The sequence below is a fragment of the Geobacillus sp. JS12 genome, assembly GCF_001592395.1.
GTDB lineage: Bacteria > Bacillota > Bacilli > Bacillales > Anoxybacillaceae > Geobacillus > Geobacillus zalihae.
Window position 1 is genome coordinate 3,227,463 of sequence record NZ_CP014749.1, and the last position, 25,292, is coordinate 3,252,754.

24 protein-coding genes, 3 pseudogenes and 2 other annotated features are annotated in these 25,292 nt (G+C 45.3%); of the genes and pseudogenes, 23 read left to right on the top strand and 4 right to left on the bottom strand.

The window, feature by feature from the left end; genetic code table 11:
• Nucleotides 1-14: 14 nt before the first annotated feature.
• Nucleotides 15-2,152 (bottom strand): annotated as a pseudogene (locus A0V43_RS15825) (heavy metal translocating P-type ATPase).
• Nucleotides 2,145-2,513 (bottom strand): ArsR/SmtB family transcription factor, encoded by a 369-nt coding sequence (locus A0V43_RS15830; protein ID WP_063193539.1) that lies wholly within the window; start codon nucleotides 2,511-2,513, stop codon nucleotides 2,145-2,147. Before A0V43_RS15830 ends, A0V43_RS15825 begins: the two are co-directional and overlap by 8 nt.
• 305 nt (nucleotides 2,514-2,818) lie before the next feature.
• Between A0V43_RS15830 and A0V43_RS15835 the strand changes: the two genes are divergently transcribed.
• The 4 genes from A0V43_RS15835 (at nucleotide 2,819) to A0V43_RS15850 (ending at nucleotide 6,719) form a co-directional block, all read left to right on the top strand.
• A complete protein-coding gene (locus tag A0V43_RS15835; RefSeq protein WP_063193540.1) occupies nucleotides 2,819-4,087 on the top strand; it encodes a Piwi domain-containing protein in 1,269 nt (422 codons plus the stop codon).
• A 14-nt stretch (nucleotides 4,088-4,101) separates the two neighbouring features.
• On the top strand, nucleotides 4,102-5,160 hold the full coding sequence (locus A0V43_RS15840; protein ID WP_009361467.1) for an SIR2 family protein: 1,059 nt from the start codon (nucleotides 4,102-4,104) through the stop codon (nucleotides 5,158-5,160).
• Nucleotides 5,161-5,382: 222 nt separating this feature from the next.
• A complete protein-coding gene (locus A0V43_RS15845; protein ID WP_009361468.1) occupies nucleotides 5,383-5,904 on the top strand; it encodes a hypothetical protein in 522 nt (173 codons plus the stop codon).
• Between the two features lie 71 nt (nucleotides 5,905-5,975).
• Entirely contained in the window at nucleotides 5,976-6,719 is a 744-nt protein-coding gene (locus tag A0V43_RS15850; protein ID WP_063193541.1) for a type II toxin-antitoxin system PemK/MazF family toxin, read from the top strand.
• A 331-nt stretch (nucleotides 6,720-7,050) separates the two neighbouring features.
• On the opposite strand, the pseudogene A0V43_RS15855 reads toward A0V43_RS15850, so the two are convergent.
• Both A0V43_RS15855 and A0V43_RS15860 read right to left on the bottom strand, forming a co-directional pair.
• Nucleotides 7,051-8,717 (bottom strand): annotated as a pseudogene (locus tag A0V43_RS15855) (IS1634 family transposase).
• 606 nt (nucleotides 8,718-9,323) lie between these two features.
• Entirely contained in the window at nucleotides 9,324-10,190 is an 867-nt protein-coding gene (locus A0V43_RS15860; RefSeq protein ID WP_009361470.1) for an NYN domain-containing protein, read from the bottom strand.
• A gap of 690 nt (nucleotides 10,191-10,880) precedes the next feature.
• Between A0V43_RS15860 and A0V43_RS15865 the strand changes: the two are divergent.
• From A0V43_RS15865 to A0V43_RS15955, 19 genes and pseudogenes are all read left to right on the top strand, one after another.
• Nucleotides 10,881-11,492 (top strand): annotated as a pseudogene (locus A0V43_RS15865) (magnesium chelatase domain-containing protein); the annotation flags it as partial.
• Between the two features lie 308 nt (nucleotides 11,493-11,800).
• Nucleotides 11,801-12,895, top strand: coding sequence for a PIN/TRAM domain-containing protein (locus tag A0V43_RS15870; RefSeq protein ID WP_012820471.1), 1,095 nt, complete (start codon nucleotides 11,801-11,803; stop codon nucleotides 12,893-12,895).
• Nucleotides 12,896-12,916: 21 nt separating this feature from the next.
• Nucleotides 12,917-13,603, top strand: a complete 687-nt coding sequence (ispD, locus tag A0V43_RS15875; protein WP_015373720.1) for a 2-C-methyl-D-erythritol 4-phosphate cytidylyltransferase — start codon at nucleotides 12,917-12,919, stop codon at nucleotides 13,601-13,603.
• 14 nt (nucleotides 13,604-13,617) lie between these two features.
• Complete coding sequence (gene ispF / locus A0V43_RS15880) at nucleotides 13,618-14,094, top strand: 2-C-methyl-D-erythritol 2,4-cyclodiphosphate synthase (protein ID WP_013143976.1); 477 nt, start codon at nucleotides 13,618-13,620, stop codon at nucleotides 14,092-14,094.
• A 202-nt stretch (nucleotides 14,095-14,296) separates the two neighbouring features.
• A complete protein-coding gene (gltX, locus tag A0V43_RS15885; RefSeq protein ID WP_011229598.1) occupies nucleotides 14,297-15,769 on the top strand; it encodes a glutamate--tRNA ligase in 1,473 nt (490 codons plus the stop codon).
• A gap of 72 nt (nucleotides 15,770-15,841) precedes the next feature.
• Nucleotides 15,842-16,077 (top strand) — a binding site (T-box leader).
• A gap of 24 nt (nucleotides 16,078-16,101) precedes the next feature.
• Nucleotides 16,102-16,812 carry a serine O-acetyltransferase gene (gene cysE / locus A0V43_RS15890; RefSeq protein ID WP_235048601.1) on the top strand — a complete coding sequence of 237 codons (711 nt, stop codon included), beginning with the start codon at nucleotides 16,102-16,104 and terminating at the stop codon, nucleotides 16,810-16,812.
• Nucleotides 16,790-18,190, top strand: coding sequence for a cysteine--tRNA ligase (gene cysS, locus A0V43_RS15895; RefSeq protein ID WP_014194590.1), 1,401 nt, complete (start codon nucleotides 16,790-16,792; stop codon nucleotides 18,188-18,190). The genes cysE and cysS overlap by 23 nt, the downstream gene beginning before the upstream one ends.
• Before the next feature lie 6 nt (nucleotides 18,191-18,196).
• On the top strand, nucleotides 18,197-18,622 hold the full coding sequence (locus A0V43_RS15900) for a Mini-ribonuclease 3 (RefSeq protein ID WP_014194591.1): 426 nt from the start codon (nucleotides 18,197-18,199) through the stop codon (nucleotides 18,620-18,622).
• Complete coding sequence (rlmB, locus tag A0V43_RS15905; RefSeq protein WP_063193542.1) at nucleotides 18,622-19,359, top strand: 23S rRNA (guanosine(2251)-2'-O)-methyltransferase RlmB; 738 nt, start codon at nucleotides 18,622-18,624, stop codon at nucleotides 19,357-19,359. The genes A0V43_RS15900 and rlmB overlap by 1 nt, the downstream gene beginning before the upstream one ends.
• Nucleotides 19,360-19,362: 3 nt before the next feature.
• Nucleotides 19,363-19,875: an NYN domain-containing protein gene (locus tag A0V43_RS15910; protein ID WP_063193543.1), complete on the top strand. Its 513-nt coding sequence runs from the start codon at nucleotides 19,363-19,365 to the stop codon at nucleotides 19,873-19,875.
• A 36-nt stretch (nucleotides 19,876-19,911) separates the two neighbouring features.
• Nucleotides 19,912-20,595 (top strand): RNA polymerase sporulation sigma factor SigH, encoded by a 684-nt coding sequence (sigH, locus tag A0V43_RS15915; RefSeq protein ID WP_063193544.1) that lies wholly within the window; start codon nucleotides 19,912-19,914, stop codon nucleotides 20,593-20,595.
• A 93-nt stretch (nucleotides 20,596-20,688) separates the two neighbouring features.
• The gene (gene rpmG, locus A0V43_RS15920) at nucleotides 20,689-20,838 is read left to right on the top strand and encodes a 50S ribosomal protein L33 (RefSeq protein ID WP_012820480.1); all 150 of its coding nucleotides are present in this window, start codon (nucleotides 20,689-20,691) and stop codon (nucleotides 20,836-20,838) included.
• A 40-nt stretch (nucleotides 20,839-20,878) separates the two neighbouring features.
• Nucleotides 20,879-21,061, top strand: coding sequence for a preprotein translocase subunit SecE (gene secE, locus A0V43_RS15925; RefSeq protein ID WP_012820481.1), 183 nt, complete (start codon nucleotides 20,879-20,881; stop codon nucleotides 21,059-21,061).
• A 112-nt stretch (nucleotides 21,062-21,173) separates the two neighbouring features.
• Entirely contained in the window at nucleotides 21,174-21,707 is a 534-nt protein-coding gene (nusG, locus tag A0V43_RS15930) for a transcription termination/antitermination protein NusG (RefSeq protein ID WP_012820482.1), read from the top strand.
• 234 nt (nucleotides 21,708-21,941) lie between these two features.
• Nucleotides 21,942-22,367 carry a 50S ribosomal protein L11 gene (rplK, locus tag A0V43_RS15935; protein ID WP_011229608.1) on the top strand — a complete coding sequence of 142 codons (426 nt, stop codon included), beginning with the start codon at nucleotides 21,942-21,944 and terminating at the stop codon, nucleotides 22,365-22,367.
• A 181-nt stretch (nucleotides 22,368-22,548) separates the two neighbouring features.
• Nucleotides 22,549-23,250, top strand: coding sequence for a 50S ribosomal protein L1 (gene rplA, locus A0V43_RS15940; RefSeq protein ID WP_012820483.1), 702 nt, complete (start codon nucleotides 22,549-22,551; stop codon nucleotides 23,248-23,250).
• Between the two features lie 47 nt (nucleotides 23,251-23,297).
• Nucleotides 23,298-23,461: a sequence feature (ribosomal protein L10 leader region), on the top strand.
• Between the two features lie 47 nt (nucleotides 23,462-23,508).
• Complete coding sequence (gene rplJ, locus A0V43_RS15945; RefSeq protein ID WP_011229610.1) at nucleotides 23,509-24,009, top strand: 50S ribosomal protein L10; 501 nt, start codon at nucleotides 23,509-23,511, stop codon at nucleotides 24,007-24,009.
• A 54-nt stretch (nucleotides 24,010-24,063) separates the two neighbouring features.
• Nucleotides 24,064-24,432, top strand: coding sequence for a 50S ribosomal protein L7/L12 (gene rplL, locus A0V43_RS15950; protein WP_012820484.1), 369 nt, complete (start codon nucleotides 24,064-24,066; stop codon nucleotides 24,430-24,432).
• A gap of 111 nt (nucleotides 24,433-24,543) precedes the next feature.
• Nucleotides 24,544-25,146: a class I SAM-dependent methyltransferase gene (locus A0V43_RS15955; RefSeq protein WP_013143980.1), complete on the top strand. Its 603-nt coding sequence runs from the start codon at nucleotides 24,544-24,546 to the stop codon at nucleotides 25,144-25,146.
• Nucleotides 25,147-25,292 lie beyond the last annotated feature (146 nt).

A 25,292-nucleotide genomic window follows, 5' to 3' on the forward strand; every position in this document is an offset into this window, starting at 1 on the left:
TTGTGGTGAAGAGCCTATTCTTTAACTTTTAGCAATCGCATGCTGTTTAATGTTACGATTAATGTTGCTCCCATATCCGCAAATATCGCTAACCATAACGTTAACCAACCAGGCACAATTAACAGTAATGACAATGCCTTAATCCCTAAAGAGAAAGTAATGTTTTGCTTAATAATCGCTAAAGCTTTGCGGCTCAATTTAATCGTATATGGCAATTTACTTAAATCATCAGACATTAAAGCAATATCGGCTGTTTCAAGGGCTGTATCGGTTCCAGCACCACCCATTGCCACACCAACGGTTGAAGCTGCAAGAGCTGGTGCATCGTTCACACCATCTCCAACCATCGCAACACTTCGATACTTGTCGCGAAGCTCTTTGATGAAATTCAGTTTATCTTCTGGAAGTAAATCGGCTTTAATATCGGAAACACCGACTTGTTTTCCGATGGCTTCGGCTGTTCTTTGGTTATCTCCCGTCAGCATCACCGTTTTTTCAATACCGACTTGATGAAGTTTTCGAATAACCTCTTTGGATGATTCTCTTATTTCGTCTGCCACGGCAATTAACGCCAGAATTTCTTTTTCCGTTCCTAATGCCATGACCGTTTTCCCTTGTATTTGAAGGGTTGTAATTTGTTCTTTTATTTCTGATTGGATGCCATTTGGAAGAAGTTCTTCAAAAAGACCTGGACTTCCGACATAATACATTGCGTTATTTACTTTGGCTTTGACCCCTTTACCTGTAATGGATTGGAATTCTTCAACCGATACATCATTAAAATTCAATCCATCTTCTTCTGCTTTTCTTATAATGGCGGAAGCAAGTGGATGTTGTGAGCCTTTTTCAATGGCTGCTGTAATGGTCATTAGTTCATTTTCATTGCCATTATAAGTGACTACATCGGTGACGGAAGGAATACCTTTTGTTAATGTTCCTGTTTTATCAAAAGCAATCACTTTTAAGTTTCCTGCTTCCTCTAAATAAATACCACCTTTAATTAACACACCGTTTTTCGCTGCATTTCCAATGGCAGTTACAATCGAAACAGGCGTGGAAATAACCAACGCACACGGACAACCAACCACTAATACAGCTAGACCTCGATAAATCCATTCGCTCCAATCAGCACCTATAAATAATGGAGGAATAACGGCTAGTAAAAGAGCAAAAATGATAATGGCTGGTGTATAGTATTTGGCAAAACGATCTACAAACGCTTGAGAAGGTGCTCGTTCTGCTTGAGCTTCTTCCACTAAATGGATGATTTTCGAAAGAGTTGTATCTTCCACTCGTTTTGTAACTTTTACTTCCAATAACCCTTCTTCATTCAATGTTCCTGCAAAGACTTCATCACCGACTGTTTTGGTTACTGGAACACTTTCTCCCGTAATGGCAGCCTGATTTAGCGTAGATGTACCCTTGATGACGATTCCATCCATCGCTAATTTCTGACCAGGCTTTACGATCATAATATCTCCGACTTGAATATCGTCAACAGGGACCATCATTTCTTCATTTCCGCGACGAATTAATGCTTCTTTTGGAGCAATATCCATCAACGATTCAATGGATTGACGAGCTTTATCCATGGAATAACGCTCTAAGGCTTCGCTAATGGCGAATAGAATAACAACCGTTGCACCTTCTCCCCATTCACCAATCGCTGCAGCTCCTAAAATCGCCACTGTCATCAGCGTATTCATATCAAAATTCAATCGAACTAGGTTTTTGAAACCTTTTATAAATAACGAATATCCACCGATTAAAATTGCTGCAGCATATCCAATTGTCGCAAAGATATGCTCTTCTCCGTATTGCTTCCCTAAAAACCAACTGATCACAAGCAAAACGGCGGAAATATACACTTTAATGTTCTCTTTTTGCTTCCAAAAAGGTTCACGCTTGACTGCTTTTTCTTTATCTTCCCGAACCTTTAAGTTTTCAAAAGCTCCTGCTTTTTCTAATTCTTCGATGGTTGTTGTACCCAAACGGTAATTTTAGATGCTCCAAAGTTTACTTTAGCATCTTGAACACCTGGCAATGATTTTACATTATTTTCAAACTTTGCCGCACAGTTTGCACAAGTAAATCCTTGAACACGGTAGGTTTTCGCTTCTGATTTAGATAATTTTGCTTGTTGTTCAGACACGGACTTTCACCTCTTTCTCATGTACTAACGCAATCATGATTAACTGCTTAATATGGTCATCATCCAGCGAATAAAATGCTAGCTTTCCTTCTTTTCGATACTTTACAATCCCTTGTTTATAAAGAGTCCGTAAATGATGGGAAGTGGTTGCAACAGAAGCCCCAATGATATTGGCAATATCACATACACATAACTCTTCATCTTGGCAAAGTGAATAGGCAATTTTTGCCCTATTTTCATCTGCCAGTGCTTTAAACAACAGGACAACACTGGATATATCTTCTTTTTGCAATTCCCCTTGTATTCGATTGACTTTTTCTTCGTCATAACAATAAATTTCACATGTATCTTTCTTACTCATTCATTATCCCCTTTCATATTCAAATTTCCGTTTGAATATATTATACCCATTTCTTTTATTATTCAAATATTTATTTGAATTAAAAACAAAAAACATCCATGAGTAAGCTTTTACTCGCCACCCAAGCATGAAAATAACCGCTCATGGATTCATTATTTTCACAGAAAACTGAGAGTACATGCGAATTTCCCTCCATGGTTCGGTTTGGTCACCTTTACCATACAGGAAAATTCGCATTTTTTGTACCCTCTATGCACACCTACCTTAAATGATCAAGTACAACTTGTGGTGAAGAGCCATTAAAAATGAAAACATACATTTTTAGTAACGGAAAAGAAAGCAATTCTCAAGTTCAGGGTTTAAAGACTTACGGACCGTTAGCAAACCTTGATAAAGAACCATTGTTTGTGTTTATGTTTGAATCTCAAGATAGGAATGAAGCTCTTGAATTGTATAGTTCGCTATTAGGCAAAACTTACACGAACATTTTTGCTGGAATGGAATCAGTCTATAAAATCAAGTTAGCAAAAGAAAATGTCAAGCATATTATTATTCCCTCGCTTACTAAAGAAGGCTTACAAGTAGTGGAACAAGAGCTACAAACCATTGTAGAGAGCCATCAAGATAAAAAAGTAATTGGAATATTTGTTATGAACGAAAAAGTTCCTTCCTCAATTACTGGATTTTCACCTTATCATTATGTCAAATATATTTTCACCGAAAAACGAATACCTTTACAGACTGTTCGATGTGAAAGAATCGCAGCTAGAGATGGATTAAAATGGTCTGTTGGCAATATTGGACTACAAATTTTTGCTAAACTTGGTGGGATTCCGTGGAAAGTAAAGCCGAGTAATGATAAATGTATTATTTTTGGATTAGGCTGTGCGCACAAAAAGGATGAGCTTGGGAACATAAATAAATATTTTGCTTATTCTGTTTGTATGGACTCCAGTGGCATTTATCGCAAAATTAACGTCTTAGGTGATGCAAAGGAAAGAACAGATTATATTCTACAATTAAGAGAAAACATTAAAAGCGTTATTTCGGAAAATCTTGATGGAAGTATTGAGAAATGCGTTATCCATTTACCGTTTAAAATTAAGAACGATGAAATTAGGTATATAAAAAGTAGTGTGCAAGAAATAGCCCATTTGTATAGCGATATTGAATTCCAATTCATTAAAATCAACACGGATAATAAGTTTTTTGGATACGCAGAGAACAACTCTAAGGTTCCTTACGAAAGTTCATACATTCAACTATCTTCAAATGAGTTCTTGGTCTGGTTTGAAGGTTTACAGTACGGTAAAGAGTTGGTTAAAAAGAAAGTTGGAAATCCAGTGCATATAGAATTTATGCAGATAGATGAACTGGATCCAGAGAAGAAGAGAAGGTATTTGCAGGACATCATTAACTTGTCTGGGGCGAATTGGAGGGGATTTAACGCTAAGTTATCTCCAATTTCGATTTATTATCCGAACATCATTGCCAACTTTATTTCTGAATTTAGAGAGTTTCAGCCAGAAGGCGATGTTGATTTGACGAATTTTTATATACCTTGGTTCTTGTGAGTAGGAGATAGAATATGAGCATAAAAGAAAACGATGTGGTTTTTTTATTGGGAGCTGGTTGCAGTTTTGATGCTGGCATTCCAACAGTAAATAAAATGGTTGAAGATATAGAAAACTCTCTTTTGAAAAACAAAGATGAGTGGAAAGGACTGCAGGATTTATATTTCTATATCAAAAGCGCTATCTTGTATGCTGACGGTATCTTTGGAAAGTTTCATAACACTGTGGGTATCGAGAAAATAATGAATGTGCTATCGGAACTTGAGAAAAAGGAAAAGAATTTGGTATATCCCTTTATTGCAAACTGGAACAATAGACTCATTGATTTAGCAGGTGCAAACTTTGAAGGTATACGGAAGTTAAAAAAGTTAATCACGACTCAATTGATTAACTGGATTAAGTTGGAGGATTATCGCGCGGCGGATTATTACCGCCATTTTTATGAATTTCAAAAAGAAGTGGGCAAGTCCATTCGAGTTTTCACATTGAATTATGACCTTTGTTTCGAATATGCCAAGCCTCACGGTTCTGAACTTGAATTAGGTTTTGACGAGAACAGAACTTGGAATAGCCTCCGTTTTGACAGTAACAATCAAGATATAGAGGCTGGCATTTATCTGTATAAGTTACACGGGTCCATTACTTGGAAAAGAGATAAAGACCAAGGACATATACTGAAATCTTCCGTTCATCCAGAAGAAGAGCCTGACTTGATATTTGGAACGGATACCAAGCTTCAATCTATTGACCCATATCTCTTTTATGTTTATGAATTTCGGAAATACACCTTGGAAAGTAAAATTATCATTGTTATTGGTTACAGTTTCAGCGATGAATATATTAATAATTTGATTAAGCAATCGCTTGAACACAAGCCTGAACGTGTTCTCATTGTTGTAGATATAAGACAAGATGAAGAAAAGGTAAAGAGCGAGATTCAAGCAGCTCTGAAGTTGAAAAGTAGTTCCCAAATAGTGATTTATTCTAAATCGGCAAAGGAATTCTTAGAAAACGACCTTACGGTTACGGAAATAAGTAAATACTTGCCGAAGGTCGAGGACGCTTTTTTATAGCAAAAATAGAAGGTATGTAAACAAATAATTTTGTATGAAAAAATGTACTTATTGATGAAATCCTAGAACACAAAAAAGACCAGATTCAACTCGGAGCTTTTTTGCTTTAGAAAAGAGCAAAGATTACATCAAGACACAAGAATGGATATGCAACAGGTTGTGTTATAACTGTACAGCTTTATTAAAATACAGAAATCTCAATTTTCAAGGAGAAACTAATTGATGGCGCACTTTATTACAGCAAACGGAAAAGTTGAAATGGAACCTTATAGTGATGATTTTGGAATGACAATTGAATTTATTTTAATTAAAGTTCAACGAATTCGTGCGGGATTCAATATAATCCAGCAGATGATGTTTAATAGCAGAACAAAATCAATTGAGGATATTTTAGGGTATTTACATAAAGTAACTTTCGAAGTAAAGGAAAATGTAGTATATGAAAAGCTAATAAATATCTTCGAAGGGAAGGGGCAATCAGTTCAATTTTCAGATTGGACTTATATTCCCCAAAACATTGATACACCAATTTATGAATTTGAAAGAATTTTGCAGTTTTCAACCCAAAACATTGAGGAACTAAGAAAAATAACCAATCTATTTGAGGAACTTGGAGAGAAAAGGAAACAATCCGTTAACGACCCTTTGATGTTTGCTTTAAACGATAATCTGTTTATAGAAAGATACCCAGATTCGCATTTAATCTTTTTGTGGTCAGAGTATGATGATTTTTCAGATGAGTAAAAAGCAGGAATATAGTTTTTTTTGTCGAAATCTGTTATTCTTCACACAATTATTAAAAGGAGGATAACAGATTGTTTGATTTTAAGGGGTTATTGAAGATTATCCAAGACAAAACAAGAAGAGATGAAATTAAAACATCGCTTGCCCACACAGAACCCAAAATAAATAGTGAGTTACCCAAGAATTTAAAGGATACTGAGGATTTAGTAAAGGGGTTAACCATCGAGCAAGCCATTAAATTTATTCTCTGGAATGGTTTATGGAATCAATATGGAATTTTTGGCGATAAACGTGAAGAAGCAAGAATTTTTAAGGAGGATAAAGAGGGTAATCTTGTTGAAAAGGATTATTACTCAAAACGATATGGCAGAGGCAAATTATTAAGCATTGATTTTGGAGTAAGCAATATAGGACGAGAACTATCATATGTTCATACTGGAATTGTAATTGATGACTATCCAAGTATCGTAGTTGTTGTACCGATGACCTCAAAGAAGGATTCTGGGCTTAATAACATTTCCGATGAAATTAAGAAATGCATTATCCCTGTTTTGAAAAAGGATTACCCAGAAATTAAAGAAGATTCTTATATTTTGACTCACCAGATCCGAGCCGTGTCAAAAAATCGGATAACCAAAATTGTTGGTTCAATTGCACGAACCAAACTGATGGAAGAACTTGAAGAAATGCTCTTTAGTCGTCAAACTCCATATATCAAAAAATTGAAAAACGAACAAATTGAAGCTTTAGAAAAGCGGATTAGTGATTTGGAAAAGCAGCTACAGTCTTTAACAAAGCCACAATTGACAAATTAATGATGTTACAGTATCATTAATATTGAACATACTTTACTTATATAGTCCTTATCGTCTGTGACGATATGAGACCAAATGGAGCTTATACATGTATATCGCCTCCATTGGAGCGGAAGGCGAACCCGTGACCCCTGAAATACGTTCAGGGGTTTTACATTTTTATTTTCCTGTTAGAAACTTATCCATATTGATTTCTGGGATTGTTGTTTTATTAAGCTTAATTCCATTACTTTGTTAAACCCGAGTTCGACAGTGACTAGGCAAACAAAATGCCTCTCGCCCCTTGATGCAAAAGGGACGAGAGACATTTGGGCACACTTCGGGCGTGTATCTAGGCGCGAGGATGGATGCCTAGGATCTTCGGAGGAGGCTCCAGCCCTAGAGCCGTAAAGAGTTGCGCTTGTTTGGCCGTCAGCTCGGTTCGTTGATAAAGGTCGCCGTTTTTGGAAGAAAAATGTCCAAGCATAAGACGCTCACATTCATCCTTACTTTCGGCCACGATTCATGAGTCCGGATCTCTACGATCCGAACTAACAAGAGAGCCAGCCAACTGAGCAGCACATGCGCCCGGATGCGGTCTTCCAAGCGATGATACATGGGACGCAGCTCAAGTGTCGATTTCAACGTCCGAAAGGCCTGCTCGATATCCACCAGCTGCTTATACCCGATGGCGACATCTTCCGCAGACAAGGTATCGTCGGATGTTCGGATGAGATATTTGCCGTCATACTTTTCCGCTTCACGAACCGCCTGCTTGTCGATGCGAAGCGTTCCATCCTTCAACTGGCGCAAGTATTTTCCGTAGGACGGATGGGAACGCAGCCGGCAGGTGGCCTTATGATGAGCTTCATTGGGGAGTTGGCGAAGCCCCTCCAACTCCTCTTTCAGCGATTCGAGCAGCGTTTCCCGTTCCTTGCGTTGGCGTTCGGCTTCGCTGGGATTGTACACGAGAACATAGCGCTGACGCGCTTCTCCGTCGCCCACGATGATTTCTTTGATATGCAAGTTCTCGCGAACTTGTTGGTAGCGCCCGCGACGGCTTAGGGCCTCTTCGACGGCGGCTTTGCCGGATCGCATTTTTTCGCCGACAATATAGTGTCCCCCGGCCTGTTGCAAGATTCGCAAATTCTCTTCAGAGGAAAAGCCGCGGTCCATGACGCTGATCACACGTCCAAGCTTCCAGCCAATCAAGTCTTGTTTCACCTGTTTGATGACCGTCATGTCCATGGTATTGCCAGGCCATACCCAAGCGCGAATCGGGATTCCTTCCCGGGTGACAGCCAGCCCAATGACGATTTGAACCAAATCAGGACGCTTATCTTTGGAAAACCCCTGCTTTCGAAGCGATTCTCCTTCCGGTGTTTCAGAGGGATCCACTTCGAAGTACGACGAAGTCGTATCAAAGTAAATCAAATCGACTTCCAGGTTCAATAAATCGGCCACGGCATGGAACACTTGGCGTTCCAATTCCGGCTGCACAGCCAGCAGCTCATCCATCGCCCGGTATAACTGGTGGCTGGCGACTTGGGGAAGATGAGGGATATGCACGTCCTTCTCCACCCACTCCTCCATCGCCAACTTGCTTGACGGATGAAGGGCACGATTCGCCACCATGGCAAAAATGAGCCGTTCCAACGGAATCTGATGATGTCGGGAGGCAAACAAGGAGTGGAGAATCTCTCCCAATCCCAGTTGTCTCCAGAGCTGATCCAAAAGCCAAGCGCCACCAAGGCGTTTGCTTGATTGAAACTGAAAGTCATCCGACACTTCTCCTGTCAACGTCTCGATTTCCCAAGCCTGCTCAGGAGAAAGGAATCGCGAAATGCTTTTGGCCAGACGCTCCAAGACAGCGCGATCCACCTCGTCTTCGCGCCCAAACGAATAAATCACCTTCGCTTTCGCATATTTGGCCTTCGGATCCCATTCGTTGTGAGCAAGCTGAAGATATGCAACAGTCGTTCCATCTTTGTTTTTGCGTGTGACTCTCCGTATGTACATGCCTATATTATAAACGATATTCGGCTATTTTAAAAGGTTAAATCATCAAGTCGTGTGCCTATGAAATTCAGCGTTTTTTTCTAGGATCCGCATCGTGAAATCCTTGATATTACAGCATTTTAACCATTTTCATTTGCCTAAAATGGCCTCAAAACTGTCGAACTCGGGTTAAACATATTCCTTACAAAACCGACTAAACCAACTTTATCAGATAATTTCAGCTTCATTTAAATCCATATTTATTAATGAAGACCCCACTATCAGCTCGCAAATTAAGAGAACTAAAAGAGGCAAAACTCGAATTTCAGGCTTTTTAAAACAATACTTACATTCAAAATGTCATAAAAATGAATCCATCAAAGTTGGATTCATTTTTACAATCCTTGAATTTTATCCAAACCCTTGAAGTCTTAAATAAATAAGAAAATGAATGGTAATAAAAAAGAAAAAACTCCCCGTAAGGAGTTTTTTCTCATCATCGCTTAGTCTTACATTTTCTAAAAAATCGCTTGAATTAATTTTTTAAAAAGATCGCTTATAATGCTTTTGTTAATAAAACGCTTAATATATCTTATGCCATTATTCTATAATTGATACGAGTTTTTGTCAAACGGTAATTGGAAATTTAAAATCTGATTCTTTTTTAATGTTATTTAAAGTAATGCCTTTACTGTTAATAATTGTTTCGTTTATCAAAATTGCCTTGAACCCATTAGATAGTTCGTATTCATAAAGAATACCTTTTTTAAATAGTGTATCTATTGCGAAACCACTTTTTAAATCTTCTCGAACAAAGACATTATTTTGCTCTAGATAATCCCTTAAAAGACCTTTATGTGTAGCTCCAGCAGAAATAATTTCACCATTGTCTACCTTTAAGTATGTTGTATATGTTTTGTTTATTAAGTTATTGATAAAAGTCAATATACCTTTTAGGTATTCAGTATCATCGAATTTACTTTCATTTTCTCTTGAATATACTTCTAAGCCAAGGATGCTTTCAATGGTGGTAAATTTTGAATTTGTGTCTTGTAAATAGTCTTGATAGTCTAAGTTGGTATTGAATGCGAAATAATAAATTTCATATTCTTTTCCATTTATTTTTAACTCATTAATGAGAGGTATCATATCACTGTCTGATGAAACGATAATATATTTATCAATTTTGACATTGGGATCATATAGGCTTTTTATTACATCTATAATTAACTGAACATCAGAGGTATTGTTTCCAGAATGAATGTGGTATAACTGAACCATATTTTTCCTAAACTCATTAAATAATTCATCCGTTAAGCTAATATTATGAAAATTTAAGTATGCCCTTGAATGTAATACATTGTCGCTAGAAAATTTTGCGAAGAATTTTTGAATAAAATCCTGTTGAATGTTTAAGGTATCATATTTTTTATAATATCGGTCAAGTGTAATAAACACATTGTCATAATCGATGTATATAGCTGTATTTGTCATTTCATTCCTCTCCCCAGTTCTATCTCTCTTTATGTGAATTTGTTGTTTCAGATACATTAATATCAAACAACAAAAATTAACAATTTTCAACATTAAATTCTACATTATGGAAATTTTGTTTGGGGAGGGATATTGAAATTGGAGGCGAATTAAAAAAACAGCACTTTATTTGATGTAAATAACTAGTCCTAATTTAGCCCCTTGGCAAACATAAGGGAACAGTATATACTGGGTTCACTCTTTTTAGAAGTATTAAATATCTTTAAAAGCGAAGAGGATTTTGTGCAATGTGATGAAGAGTGTATCATTCTTTTTAGTGTTTTTGTTCGTCTAACTATTAATTGGTTTACGTAATAAATTGCTTTGTTTTTAATAATTTTCCTGTGTTTCTTCATAATATTATTGTTAGTTCATTTAAATATCAGATTGTTTGTTGAATTATTTAACATTACTTGGTTAAAGTGGTGGTTGTTTATCGTCTAAAACAATAATTTGTGTCTCTGAGTTATCAATTGCATAATTAGAAAAGACAGCCACATTTCTTGATTTTCACTACATATAATACGGTAATAAATTTTTGTTTTTTAACATATCGTTCATTTAATTGTTTAACAACATTTGGTTGTTTGTTTAAGTCAATCGTCTAAAAATGAGTGAAGATTTAAAAAAATGAACATTAGGTTATCCAAGAAAAACCGTTTTGGCTCAACGAACGAAATCGGCATTTTTGAGATGCGCGACATTGGTCTGAAGGAAGTGGAAAACCCATCAGAAGTGTTTTTAGAAGAACGGTCGCGCGGAGCGGCTGGCTCGACGGTCGTGGCGGCGATGGAAGGGACGCGGCCGGTGCTCGTGGAAATCCAGGCGCTCGTCTCGCCGACGAGCTTCGGCAACCCGAGACGGATGGCAACCGGCCTTGACCATAACCGTGTGTCGCTTTTGATGGCCGTGCTCGAAAAGCGGGTTGGGCTGCTGTTGCAAAACCAAGATGCTTATTTGAAAGTGGCGGGCGGCGTGAAGCTTGATGAGCCGGCAATTGACTTAGCGGTCGCTGTCAGCATCGCCTCGAGCTTTCGCGATCGGCCGACGAATCCGGCGGATGTCATTATCGGCGAAGTCGGCTTAACTGGAGAGGTGCGCCGCGTCTCGCGCATCGAACAGCGCGTGCAGGAGGCGGTAAAATTAGGCTTTTCCCGCATCATTGTGCCAAAAAACAATTTAGCTGGCTGGCAGCCGCCAAAAGGTGTGCAAGTGATCGGTGTTTCGCATGTGGCCGAGGCGCTTGAGCATACAATGTGTTAATCGCTCTTTCACCTGCGCAACCCGGTTCTTCGCGCCCAAGGGGATATGAGCGATCAAAAATTCATCGCCTCTTCATTCTTAAGTGTTCAAGCAGAGGCATAAACAGCCTAAAAGGATTGAACCTTTTCGCTCTGATGTACGTAAAAAATAGTAGGGTGATCCGAAACAACTATGGCGTTTGGCCGGCGTTTTCCGCTATTGTTACAAGCAGATGTCGAATGTTCAAAAACGATTAAAAATTGCCTTCCAATTGGTTTCAAACATTGGAAACTGTTTATAATGTTAAATAGGGAGGTGAAGATGGGCTGATGGTCAAACGCATTGTGCAATTATTTTTCCTCGCCGTGGGCGGAACGTTAGGCGCCATGTTTTTTCCTGACTTGCTTAAGCTGATGAATGTGAGCGGCATGCCGCTTCTCAATAATTCTTATACGCTTGCGGTGCTGGGGGCAGTCGTTTTCTTTTTGTTGACGTTTTGGCTTGTCGATTATGTGGTCGACATGATTCGCTGGGTGGAGGAAACGCTCGTGAAGGCGCCGGCCGCCGACGTGCTGTTTGGCAGTCTCGGGCTGATTTTCGGTCTTATTATCGCGTTTTTCGTTGTCATGCCGTTGCAGTCGTTTCACATTCAAGTGTTGAATACGGTGTTGCCGATTTTTTTGACGGTGTTGCTTGGCTACTTAGGGTTTCGCGTCGGTTTAAAGAAACGGAATGAGTTGATGAACTTATTTTCCTTGTCCAACCGCATGGCGAAGAAAAAAGGTGGAGAAGCGGAAAACGAACCGTCAAAGGGCGGTGCTGTGAAAATTTTGGATACGAGCGTCATCATCGACGGGCGGATCGCAGACATTTGCCAAACCGGGTTTTTGGAAGGGCCGCTTGTCATTCCGCGGTTTGTGCTCGAAGAATTGCAGCATATCGCCGATTCGTCCGATGTGCTGAAGCGGAACCGCGGCCGCCGCGGCTTGGATATTTTGAACCGCATCCAAAAAGAAATGGCGATGAAAGTGGAAATCCATGAAGCGGATTTCAGCGACGTCCAGGAAGTCGACAGCAAACTCGTCAAGCTGGCGAAGCAACTTCAAGGCGTTGTCGTGACGAACGATTTCAATTTAAACAAAGTATGTGAGCTGCAAAACGTGCGTGTTTTGAATATCAACGATTTAGCGAATGCCGTCAAACCGGTCGTGCTGCCAGGCGAGGAGCTGAACGTACACGTCATTAAAGATGGGAAGGAGCATAACCAAGGCGTGGCCTATTTGGACGACGGGACGATGATCGTCGTCGAAGATGGCAAAGAATATATCGGCAAACGGGTTGACGTTTTAGTCACCAGCGTGTTACAAACATCTGCGGGGAGAATGATTTTTGCCAAATTGAAACTGCTGCAAAAAGCGTTGTAAAACGAATAGGGGAAACGGCCAATGAATTACGAAGCGATTGTCTTGGCGGCCGGGCGGGGAAAGCGGATGAACGCCGGCATGAACAAGCAATTCCTTGAGCTTGGCGGTGAGCCGCTCATCGTTCGGACGCTGAACGTGTTTGAGCGTGATGAGCGGTGCACCCGCATCGTGCTCGTCGTCAACCCAGCCGAGCGAAGCCGATTTGAGCAGCTGCTCGCTCGCTTTCGCATTCGAAAAGTCGCCGCGCTTACCGACGGCGGCGAGGAGCGGCAGCATAGCGTCTACAACGGATTGCAGGCGCTCGCGGGGGAGGAGATTGTTCTCATCCATGACGGCGCTCGCCCATTTGTCCGCGTCCATCATTTGCACGAGCTCGTGAACGCCGCTGTTCAGTACGGGGCGGCGATCCCGGCAGTGCGGGTGAAAGATACGATCAAAAAAGCGAACGGTTTGTTTGTCGAACAGACGATTGATCGTTCCAGCTTGTGGGCGGTGCAGACGCCACAAGCTTTTCGTCTGTCTTTGATCATGGAAGCGCACGAAGCGGCGAAACAGGCTGGCTATCTCGGCACGGATGACGCCAGCCTTGTGGAGCGAATCGGCAAGCCGGTGAAGATCATTGAAGGGGATTATCGCAATATTAAGCTGACGACGCCGGAGGACCTTTTGTTTGCTGAGGCGATTTTGGCAAGCCGGATGGCCGAATAGATGGGGGTGGAGAGATGTTTCGCATTGGACAAGGGTTTGACGTCCATCAGCTTGTTGAAGGGCGTCCGCTGATCATTGGCGGCGTCACCATTCCGTATGAAAAGGGGCTGCTCGGCCACTCAGATGCCGACGTGCTGCTTCATGCGGTGGCGGACGCATGCCTTGGGGCGATCGGCGCCGGCGATATCGGCCGGCATTTTCCGGACACAGATCCGCGCTTTAAAGATGCCGACTCGGCTGAGCTGTTGGCGCACGTATGGGCGCTCGCTCGGCAGGAAGGGTATAGGCTCGTGAACGCCGACTGCACGATCATCGCACAAAAGCCGAAGATGGCGCCGTATATTGAAGAAATGAGGGCGGTGATCGCTCGGTTGCTGGAAGCCGAGCGATCGCAAGTCAATGTGAAGGCAACGACGACGGAGAAGCTTGGATTCACTGGGCGGGAGGAAGGCATTGCCGCCCAGGCGGTCGTCTTGCTGCAAAAAAGCTAATGGAGCGGCCTTTGGCAACATCATTTGGGAAGGCCTCGTTCCCTTAATACATAAGCGCTTTGTTCGCCGTCCTGGCTAGGAGGTGTAAAGGGGGGCGTCGGCGGCGTGGTGCGGCTTAGGCGAGAGCTGTCTGTTTTGAACTTTGCCGCGATAAACGGTACAATAATAGCACAAGCTTTGATGGAAGTGGAGGGTTTGGATGATGGCAAAAGAGGTGCGCGTGCGCTATGCGCCGAGCCCAACCGGCCATTTGCATATCGGCGGGGCGCGGACAGCGCTGTTTAACTATTTGTTTGCCCGCCATCACGGTGGAAAAATGATCGTCCGCATCGAGGATACAGATATTGAACGGAACGTCGAAGGCGGCGAAAAGTCGCAGCTCGAAAACTTAAAATGGCTCGGCATTGATTATGATGAATCGATTGATCAAGATGGCGGCTACGGGCCGTACCGGCAAACGGAGCGGCTCGATATTTACCGAAAATATGTGAATGAATTGCTTGAGCAAGGGCATGCGTACAAATGTTTTTGCACGCCGGAAGAGCTCGAGCGCGAGCGGGAGGCGCAGCGGGCGGCCGGCATCGCCGCTCCGCAGTACAGCGGCAAATGCCGCCATTTGACGCCGGAGCAGGTCGCGGAGCTCGAGGCGCAAGGGAAGCCGTATACGATCCGCCTGAAGGTGCCGGAAGGGAAAACGTACGAATTTTACGATTTAGTGCGCGGCAAAGTGGTGTTTGAATCGAAAGATGTCGGCGGCGATTGGGTGATTGTCAAGGCGAATGGCATTCCGACATACAATTTCGCTGTTGTCATCGACGACCATTTAATGGAAATCAGCCATGTGTTTCGCGGTGAGGAACATTTGTCCAATACGCCGAAGCAGCTCATGGTATACGAGTACTTCGGCTGGGAGCCGCCGCAGTTCGCGCACTTGACGTTGATCGTCAACGAGCAGCGGAAAAAGCTGTCTAAGCGCGATGAATCCATCATTCAGTTCGTCTCGCAATACAAAGAACTTGGCTATTTGCCGGAAGCGATGTTCAACTTTTTCGCTTTGCTTGGCTGGTCGCCGGAAGGAGAGGAAGAAATTTTTACGAAAGACGAACTGATCCGCATGTTCGATGTCTCCCGGCTGTCAAAATCGCCGTCCATGTTTGATACGAAAAAGCTGACATGGATGAACAACCAATATATCAAAAAGCTTGATCTTGACCGGCTTGTCGAGCTGGCCTTGCCGCATTTAGTGAAAGCCGGGCGCCTGCCGGCGGATATGACGGACGAACAGCGGCAATGGGCGCGCGATTTAATTGCTTTGTATCAAGAGCAAATGAGCTACGGGGCGGAGATCGTCCCGCTGTCTGAGCTGTTCTTTAAAGAAGAAATCGACTACGAGGACGAGGCGCGTCAAGTGCTTGCTGAAGAGCAAGTGCCGGCTGTGCTTTCCACCTTCCTTGAGAGCGTGCGTGAGCTTGAGCCGTTTACGGCAGACGAGATTAAAGCGGCCATTAAAGCGGTGCAAAAGGCGACCGGGCAAAAAGGGAAAAAGTTGTTTATGCCGATTCGCGCCGCGGTGACGGGACAAACGCACGGACCGGAGCTGCCGTTTGCCATTCAGTTGCTCGGCAAAGAAAAAGTGATCGAGCGGCTGGAGCGGGCGTTGCAAGAAAAATTTTAATCGGCCTCTATGCACGTTTGCATGATGGATGTGGTATAATAATATAAAGTTTCGATGGAACAAGCGCATAAAGAAAAAGCGTTGACGAGGAGAAGTAGGAAGCATCGGCATCCCAGAGAGAGCCGCCTTGGCTGGAAGCGGCTTATGTTCGGTGCTGTCTGAAGTGCGCCTCGGAGTCTCCTTTCGAACCGGAACAGAGACGTTCTGCAGTAGAGGGGAGCGGAGCATCTCCGTTATCGGAATCGAGTGAGCGAAACGGCGCCCCGTTTCGCTAAACAGAGTGGAACCGCGCCAAAAGCGTCTCTGTGTCTTCGGCACAGGGACGCTTTTTTATTCAAGACAACTTAGAGGGATGGAGGGAGGACATGATGTTTAAAACGTTAAAAGAGGATATTGAGGTCATTTTTGAGCAAGACCCGGCGGCGAGAAGCTATTTGGAAGTCATTTTAACATATTCCGGCCTGCATGCCATCTGGGCGCATCGGATCGCCCATGCGCTTTACAAGCGGAAATTTTACTTTCTTGCCCGCTTGATTTCGCAAATCAGCCGCTTTTTCACTGGAATTGAAATCCATCCGGGCGCGAAAATCGGCCGCCGCTTTTTCATCGACCACGGCATGGGCGTGGTGATTGGCGAAACGTGCGAAATCGGCGACAATGTCACCGTCTATCAAGGGGTCACATTAGGCGGGACAGGGAAAGAAAAAGGGAAGCGGCACCCGACGATCAAAGACAACTGTTTGATCGCTGCCGGCGCAAAAGTGCTCGGTTCGATTACGATCGGGGAAAACTCGAAAATCGGCGCTGGGTCGGTCGTGTTAAAAGACGTACCGCCCAATTCGACCGTCGTTGGCATTCCGGGCCGCGTCGTTGTGCGCGACGGGGTGAAAGTGAAGAAAGATTTAAACCATACCGACCTTCCTGACCCGATCGCCGACCGGTTTCGGGAGCTTGAAGAGGAAATCGCCCGGCTGAAAAGCGAGCTTGAGGCATTGAAACAACAAGAAAGGAAGAACGAGTATGAGCAGCATCCGGCTTTATAATACGCTGACGCGAAAAAAAGAACCGTTTGAGCCGCTGGAACCGAATAAAGTGAAAATGTATGTGTGCGGCCCGACCGTCTATAATTATATTCACATCGGCAATGCTCGGGCCGCCATCGTTTTTGACACGATCCGCCGCTATTTGGAGTTCCGCGGCTATGATGTGACGTATGTATCGAACTTTACCGATGTTGATGACAAGTTGATCAAAGCGGCCCGCGAGCTCGGCGAGAGCGTGCCGGCGATCGCTGAGCGGTTTATTGAGGCGTATTTTGAAGACATTCAGGCGCTTGGCTGCAAAAAAGCGGACATCCATCCGCGGGTGACCGAAAACATTGATACGATTATCGAATTCATTCAGGCGCTCATTGACAAAGGATATGCCTACGAAGTCGACGGCGACGTGTATTACCGGACGCGCAAGTTCCGCGAATACGGCAAGCTGTCTCATCAATCGATCGATGAGCTGCAAGCTGGGGCGCGCATCGAAATTGGAGAGAAAAAAGACGATCCACTTGATTTCGCCCTTTGGAAAGCAGCGAAGGAAGGAGAAATTTGTTGGGACAGTCCATGGGGGAAAGGGCGGCCTGGTTGGCATATCGAATGCTCGGCGATGGCGCGCAAATATTTGGGCGATACGATCGATATCCACGCCGGCGGCCAGGACTTGACATTCCCGCACCATGAAAACGAAATCGCCCAGTCGGAGGCGCTGACCGGCAAACCGTTCGCGAAATATTGGCTGCACAATGGGTATTTAAATATTAACAACGAAAAAATGTCGAAGTCGCTTGGCAATTTCGTGCTCGTTCACGATATCATCCGGGAGATCGACCCGCAAGTGCTGCGTTTTTTCATGCTGTCGGTGCATTACCGCCATCCGATCAACTACAGCGAGGAACTGCTTGAGAGTGCGCGGCGCGGACTCGAGCGCCTGAAGACGGCGTATGGCAATTTGCAGCATCGCCTGCAGGCAAGCACGAACTTAACGGACAATGACGAGGAATGGGTTTCGCGCATTGCCGACATCCGCGCCTCGTTCATCCGTGAAATGGACGACGATTTCAACACGGCGAACGGCATTGCCGTATTGTTTGAACTGGCGAAGCAGGCCAACTTGTACTTGCAGGAAAAAACGACATCCGAGAAGGTCATTCACGCGTTTTTGCGCGAGTTCGAACAGCTGGCGGACGTACTTGGACTCACCTTGAAGCAGGATGAGCTGCTTGATGAGGAAATCGAGGCGTTGATCCAAAAGCGCAATGAAGCGCGGAAAAACCGCGATTTTGCGCTGGCCGACCGCATTCGCGACGAGTTGAGAGCGAAAAACATTATTTTGGAAGACACGCCGCAAGGAACAAGATGGAAACGGGGATAGCACGCGATGATGGCGGAGTTTGAAACAGTCAACGATGTGAAGCAATTAAATGGACTGGCGCTTGCCTATATTGGCGACGCCGTGTACGAGGTGTATGTGCGACGCCATTTGCTTGCTGGCGGCAGCGTGCGGCCGCATGAGCTGCATCGGCGGGCGGTCCGCTATGTGTCGGCGCGGGCGCAAGCGCAAGTGATTTTGGCGTTGCTTGACGAGGGCGTCCTGACCGAGGAGGAAAAGGACATCGTCCGCCGCGGCCGCAATGCCAAATCAGGCACAATCCCGAAAAATACGGATGTGCAAACATACCGGCATAGCACGGCCTTTGAGGCGCTCATCGGTTATCATTTTTTGGTTAATAATGAAAAGCGGGTTGATGAGCTGATCGGCCGTTCGTTTGCCATTATTGAAAGGGAAGAAAGGGCGTTGGAATGATGGACTACATTATCGGCAAAAATCCGGTCATTGAAGCGCTCAAAGCCGGGCGCGACATCAATAAAATTTGGATCGCGGAAGGGGCGCAGCGCCATACCGTCGAACCTGTGCTTGAATGGGCAAAGCGGCGGGGCGTGCTCGTCCAATATGTCCCGAAGCGCAAGCTTGATCAGATGGTTGAAGGAGCTCATCAAGGGGTGATCGCTCAGGCGGCGGCTTACCGCTACTATGAAGTCGATGACTTGTTCGCTCGCGCCGCCGAGCGGGGCGAGGCGCCGTTTTTTCTCATCTTGGACGAGCTTGAGGATCCGCATAATTTAGGGGCCATCATGCGCACCGCTGATGCGGTCGGGGCGCACGGCCTCATTATTCCGAAGCGGCGTTCGGTCGGGCTGACCCAAACGGTGGCGAAGGCGTCGACCGGGGCGATTGAGCACGTTCCGGTCGCGCGTGTGACAAACTTGGCGCGGACGATTGACGAGCTGAAAGAGCGCGGAGTGTGGGTAGCCGGAACGGATGCATCGGCTCAAGACGACTACCGCTCGCTCGATGGCACGATGCCGTTGGCGCTCGTCATCGGGAGCGAAGGAAAAGGGATCAGCCGCCTAGTGCTTGAAAAGTGCGATTTCTTGTTCCGGTTGCCGATGCGCGGCCATGTCACCTCACTCAATGCCTCTGTCGCCGCCAGCCTGCTCATGTACGAGGTGTACCGGAAGCGGTATCCGTTGGGAGAATAGCGAATGAACATTTTGATTGTCGACGGCTATAACATCATCGGAGCGTGGCCGGAGCTGCGCCGGCTGAAAGAAGAGGGCGATCTGGCAGCGGCAAGGGATTTATTGATTGAAAAAATGGCTGACTACAAAGGATTCACTGGGGATCATGTCGTGATCGTATTCGATGCCCACCTCGTGCAAGGAAGCGAGAAAAAGTATAAACATTACGACGTCGACGTCATTTTTACAAAGGAACATGAGACGGCCGATGAGCGAATTGAACGGTTGGCGAAAACATTGATGAATGCGCGCACAAAAGTGTATGTCGCTACCTCCGACTACACCGAACAATGGACGGTGTTCGGCCAAGGCGCCCTGCGCAAGTCGGCGCGCGAGCTATTGGATGAAGTCGAGACGGTTGAGCGGGACATTTCCCAAAAGGTAAAAGCGATGCGGCAGCGCACTCCGATCTCCAAAGTTCCGCTAAATGATAGAATTGCTGAAATTTTTGAAAAATGGCGAAGAGGAGAAAAATGAGCGGTTGACGCTGTAAAAATTTGTCCTGTATAATACATGTTAGCGATTGATGCGGTCGGGGGGATCAGCGTGGGGGAATGCTTGAAAGCAATGAAAGGGAAAGATTATCATCAGCTGGACGATGAGCAGCTTGTTGCGCTCGTTCACGAAGGGGATGGGGAAGCACTTGATTTTTTAATCCATAAATATCAAAACTTTGTGCGCGCCAAAGCTCGCTCCTATTTTTTAGTCGGAGCTGATCGGGAAGATATCGTGCAGGAAGGAATGATCGGTCTGTATAAGGCCGTCCGTGATTTTAATGGGGACAAGCTTTCCTCATTTAAAGCGTTTGCAGAACTTTGCATCACAAGGCAAATGATTACCGCGATTAAAACGGCGACCCGCCAAAAGCATATTCCGCTCAACTCTTACGTTTCCTTGGATAAGCCGATTTATGACGATGAATCTGACCGGACGCTGATGGATGTGTTGTCCGGCACGCAGGTGACGGACCCGGAACAATTGATTGTCAACCGCGAGGAAGTCGATGATATTGAACTAAAGATGGCGGAACTGCTTAGCGACCTCGAGCGGAAAGTGCTCGCTTTGTATTTGGATGGACGCTCATACCAGGAAATTTCCGAAGAGCTGAACCGCCATGTCAAGTCGATCGACAACGCGTTGCAACGCGTCAAGCGGAAGCTCGAGAAATATTTGGAATACCGCGAGATCAGTTTGTAGGCATCGCGCCGCCGCATCAAAAGATGTCATTGACAGCGAAACAGCCAATATGATAAATTTTTATGGACATCTCGAAGGAACGGTGGAATGCTGATGCGCCAAAAAGTGACGCTGGCTTGCGCGCAGTGCGGAAGCCGAAACTATACGGCAGCAAAACAAATACGTCGCCTTGGTGAGCGCCTTATGGCCAACAAGTTTTGCTCAACATGCAACAAGCATACAATCCATCGTGAAACGAAATAGACGGTGGAGATAGCTTTGAACGATGATGGAGGTACGAGTGATGCAGCGAGTAATCAACTTTTTAAAAGAAGTCGTACGCGAGCTGAAAAAAGTGAGTTGGCCAAACCGGAAGGAGTTAGTGAACTACACGGCGGTCGTGTTGGCCACGGTGGCGTTTTTCACCGTCTTTTTTGCCGTTGTGGACCTCGGCATTTCTGAGTTGATTCGCCTCGTGTTTGAATAAGCGGACGAAGGATATGTTATAATGAAAGATAATCGTGCGCGTATGGAACCCGGCAACGGGTTTTTGTTTTGCGCAAAAAATAAAACGAAAACCGCCTTGGGGAGGCTTGTTGATGGAGAAAAACTGGTATGTTGTCCATACATATTCGGGATATGAAAACAAAGTGAAAGCCAATTTGGAAAAACGCGTCGAATCGATGGGAATGCAAGATAAAATTTTTCGCGTCGTCGTTCCGGAAGAGACGGAGACGGACGTCAAAAACGGAAAACGGAAAACGACGAAAAAGAAAGTGTTCCCTGGCTATGTGCTCGTTGAGATGGTCATGACGGATGACTCATGGTATGTCGTGCGCAACACGCCGGGCGTCACTGGATTTGTCGGCTCAAGCGGAGCTGGTTCGAAACCGACGCCGCTTATGGAGGAAGAAGTAAAAATGATCTTGAAGCGGATGGGCATGCCGCTTGCCGAGGTTGACGTAGACTATGAGGTAAATGAAACGGTGCGGATCAAAGAAGGTCCGTTTGCGAACTTTACAGGGAAAATTGAAGCGATTGACCCGGATAAACATAAAGTGAAGTTGCTTGTCGATATGTTTGGGCGCGAAACACGGGTGGAGCTTGAGTTTTCGCAAATAGAAAAAATCTAATGGATAAAGAACTTGCAATTGATAGGGAAAAGTGATACTATTTTAAAGTCAGTATGTCTCTTAAACGGAGACATATGGCGGTGAACTTATACACTTGTATAAGGGAGCCGTTTTGTTTTTACGCTGATCCTCTCAACTGAACGGGAGATAGGAAAACGGCTCAGTAGACCGGAGCCGGATGAGTGGGAGGGGCAATCCCTAATACCACATCACGGACTTAAGGAGGTGTGTCTCGTGGCGAAAAAAGTAATCAAGGTCGTCAAACTGCAAATTCCTGCAGGGAAAGCGAATCCGGCGCCGCCAGTAGGTCCTGCGTTGGGTCAAGCCGGTGTCAATATTATGGCGTTTTGCAAAGAGTTTAATGCCCGCACGGCGGACCAAGCAGGGTTGATCATTCCGGTTGAAATTACGGTTTTTGAAGACCGTTCATTTACATTCATCACGAAAACGCCGCCAGCCGCTGTATTGCTGAAAAAAGCGGCGGGCATTGAATCGGGCTCCGGCGAACCGAACCGCAACAAAGTGGCGACAATTAAACGCGACAAAGTGCGTGAGATCGCTGAGCTGAAAATGCCGGATTTGAATGCGGCGAGCATTGAGGCGGCCATGCGCATGATCGAAGGCACGGCCCGCAGCATGGGCATTGTGATTGAAGACTAAAGCCGGTGCGTCGTTTGTAGGGGAGGTTGCGTCATTGGGCAACCTCTCTCTCCATGAACAAAAACAGCAAGACGGGCCTGATGAATGGGCATCCGTCCGCTTCTTCGTTTTCGAAAGAAGCGAAGAACGTTCAATGTGGGAGGTTTTTCCGCTAAAACCACAACCGAGGAGGATTTTTCACATGCCGAAAAGAGGAAAGAAATACTTAGAAGCATTGAAACTCGTCGACCGCTCCAAAGCATACCCGATTGCTGAAGCAATCGAGCTCGTGAAAAAAACGAACATCGCGAAATTCGATGCCACGGTGGAAGTGGCGTTCCGTTTGGGCGTCGACCCGAAAAAAGCGGACCAACAAATTCGCGGCGCCGTCGTCCTGCCGCACGGCACAGGGAAAGTGGCGCGCGTGTTGGTGTTCGCGAAAGGGGAAAAAGCGAAAGAAGCAGAAGCGGCTGGCGCTGACTATGTCGGCGATACAGAATATATCAACAAAATCCAGCAAGGTTGGTTTGACTTTGATGTCGTTGTTGCTACGCCGGACATGATGGGTGAAGTCGGGAAACTCGGCCGCATTTTAGGGCCGAAAGGGTTGATGCCAAACCCGAAAACCGGAACAGTCACGTTTGACGTAGCAAAAGCGGTGCAAGAAATCAAGGCTGGTAAAGTGGAATACCGCGTCGACAAAGCGGGCAACATCCACGTTCCGATCGGCAAAGTGTCGTTTGACAACGAGAAATTGGCTGAAAACTTCGCAGCCGTCTATGAAGCAATTTTGAAAGCCAAACCGGCGGCGGCAAAAGGGACGTACGTGAAAAACGTCACGATTACATCCACAATGGGCCCTGGCATCAAGGTTGACCCGTCCACGGTTGCTGTTGCACAATAACCGTTGACTTTTGTTTGTCCGTCTGTTAAAATGCCATTTGGCTGAACAAATGAATATCATTTGTACCGTAGACAGTAGGTGCCTGTTTGAGGCTTAATTTCCTACCGAGGTATGTGGACGATAGAACAGCGCGCCCTGCGTCGGGGACGAGCGGCGGTGCGTTGAACGACACCTCCATGTCTACGCGGCATGGAGGTTTTTTATTGAGCAGACGGTATAAGTGGTATTCTCTCATTTTCCTTACAGGAGGTGCAGGACGTGTCGAGCGCGATTGAACTGAAAAAACAAGTGGTCGCGGAAATCGCAGACAAATTCCGGGCCAGCAAGGCAACCGTCATCGTTGATTACCGCGGCTTGAACGTGGCGGAAATGACCGAGTTGCGCAAACAGCTGCGCGAGGCAGGCGTCGAGTTTAAAGTGTACAAAAACACCTTGACCCGCCGGGCGCTCGCGGAAGTCGGCTTGGAAGGACTGGATGAAGTGTTCACCGGTCCAAATGCCATCGCCTTCAGCAATGAAGATGTCGTGGCGCCGGCAAAAATTTTAAGCGAGTTTGCGAAAACGCATGAAGCATTGGAAATCAAAGGCGGCGTCATCGAAGGGAACATCGCCAGCAAAGAAGAAATCGATGCGTTGGCGAAACTCCCGTCCCGCGAAGGGTTGCTTTCGATGTTGCTTAGCGTTCTTCAAGCCCCGATCCGCAACTTTGCGCTTGCGATTAAAGCGGTGGCTGACAAGCAAGAGGAACAAGGCGCGTAATGGCGCATCGATATGTGCTTAACAATCATTCAGAAAACAAAGGAGGAAGTTGTGATGACGAAAGAACAAATCATCGAAGCTGTGAAAAACATGACGGTATTGGAATTAAATGAATTAGTCAAAGCAATTGAAGAGGAATTCGGCGTAACAGCTGCGGCTCCGGTTGTTGTCGCGGGCGGCGCAGCAGCTGGCGCTGAAGCAGCGGCAGAAAAAACGGAATTCGACGTCATTCTTGCCGACGCCGGCGCGCAAAAAATCAAAGTCATCAAAGTTGTTCGCGAAATCACTGGCCTCGGCCTGAAAGAAGCGAAAGACTTGGTCGACAACACTCCGAAGCCGATCAAAGAAGGCATTGCGAAAGAAGAAGCAGAAGAAATCAAAGCAAAACTCGAAGAAGCTGGCGCGAAAGTCGAAATCAAGTAATGGCTGCGCCATTGAAAAAAGAGGCTTGCCCGAAGCAAGGGACGGCCTCTTTTTTGTTACACTATATAACGGAAGGCAGTGCAGCCTGTCGACAAGGAGGAGGGGATGATGATGAGCGAGCATTATTACTCAGTCAATCCGAAGTCGGAGCGAAACCCGCAAACGTGGACGTACGTGTTGCGGGGGCATGAATTCCGCTTTACGACCGACAGCGGAGTGTTTTCAAAGCGCGAAGTCGACTTTGGCACACGCCTGTTAATTGAAACGTTCGAGGAGCCGGGAGTGGCTGGGGATTTGTTGGATGTCGGCTGCGGATATGGGCCGATCGGGCTTGCCTTGGCCAAATCGTTTCCAAACCGGCGCGTTCACATGATTGATGTCAACGAGCGGGCGCTCGAACTGGCGCAGGAAAACAAGCAGGCAAACGGGATTGACAATGCGGTGATTTACAAAAGCGATCTTTTTTCGGAAGTCGGAGAACAGCGATTTGCAGCGGTCGTCACCAATCCGCCGATCCGGGCTGGCAAACGGGTCGTTTACGCGATTTTTGAACAAAGCCGCGATCATCTGCTTGATCATGGCGAGCTATGGGTCGTCATTCAAAAAAAGCAAGGCGCCCCATCGGCCTTGCAAAAGCTGAACGAATGCTTTCCCGCTGTAGAAGTCGTCGCGAAGAAAAAAGGATATTATATCATAAAGGCGAAAAAATGTTGACACCGTTTTTTTATTGTGGTAGCATTATAAAATGCTAAATATGCACATTTCCCGTGCAGAGGGGATGACGTATAATTTTGGACGCAATGGAAACAATGATAAAATCAATAAACAACGAACCATATGGTTTTCTATTGGAATAGAAA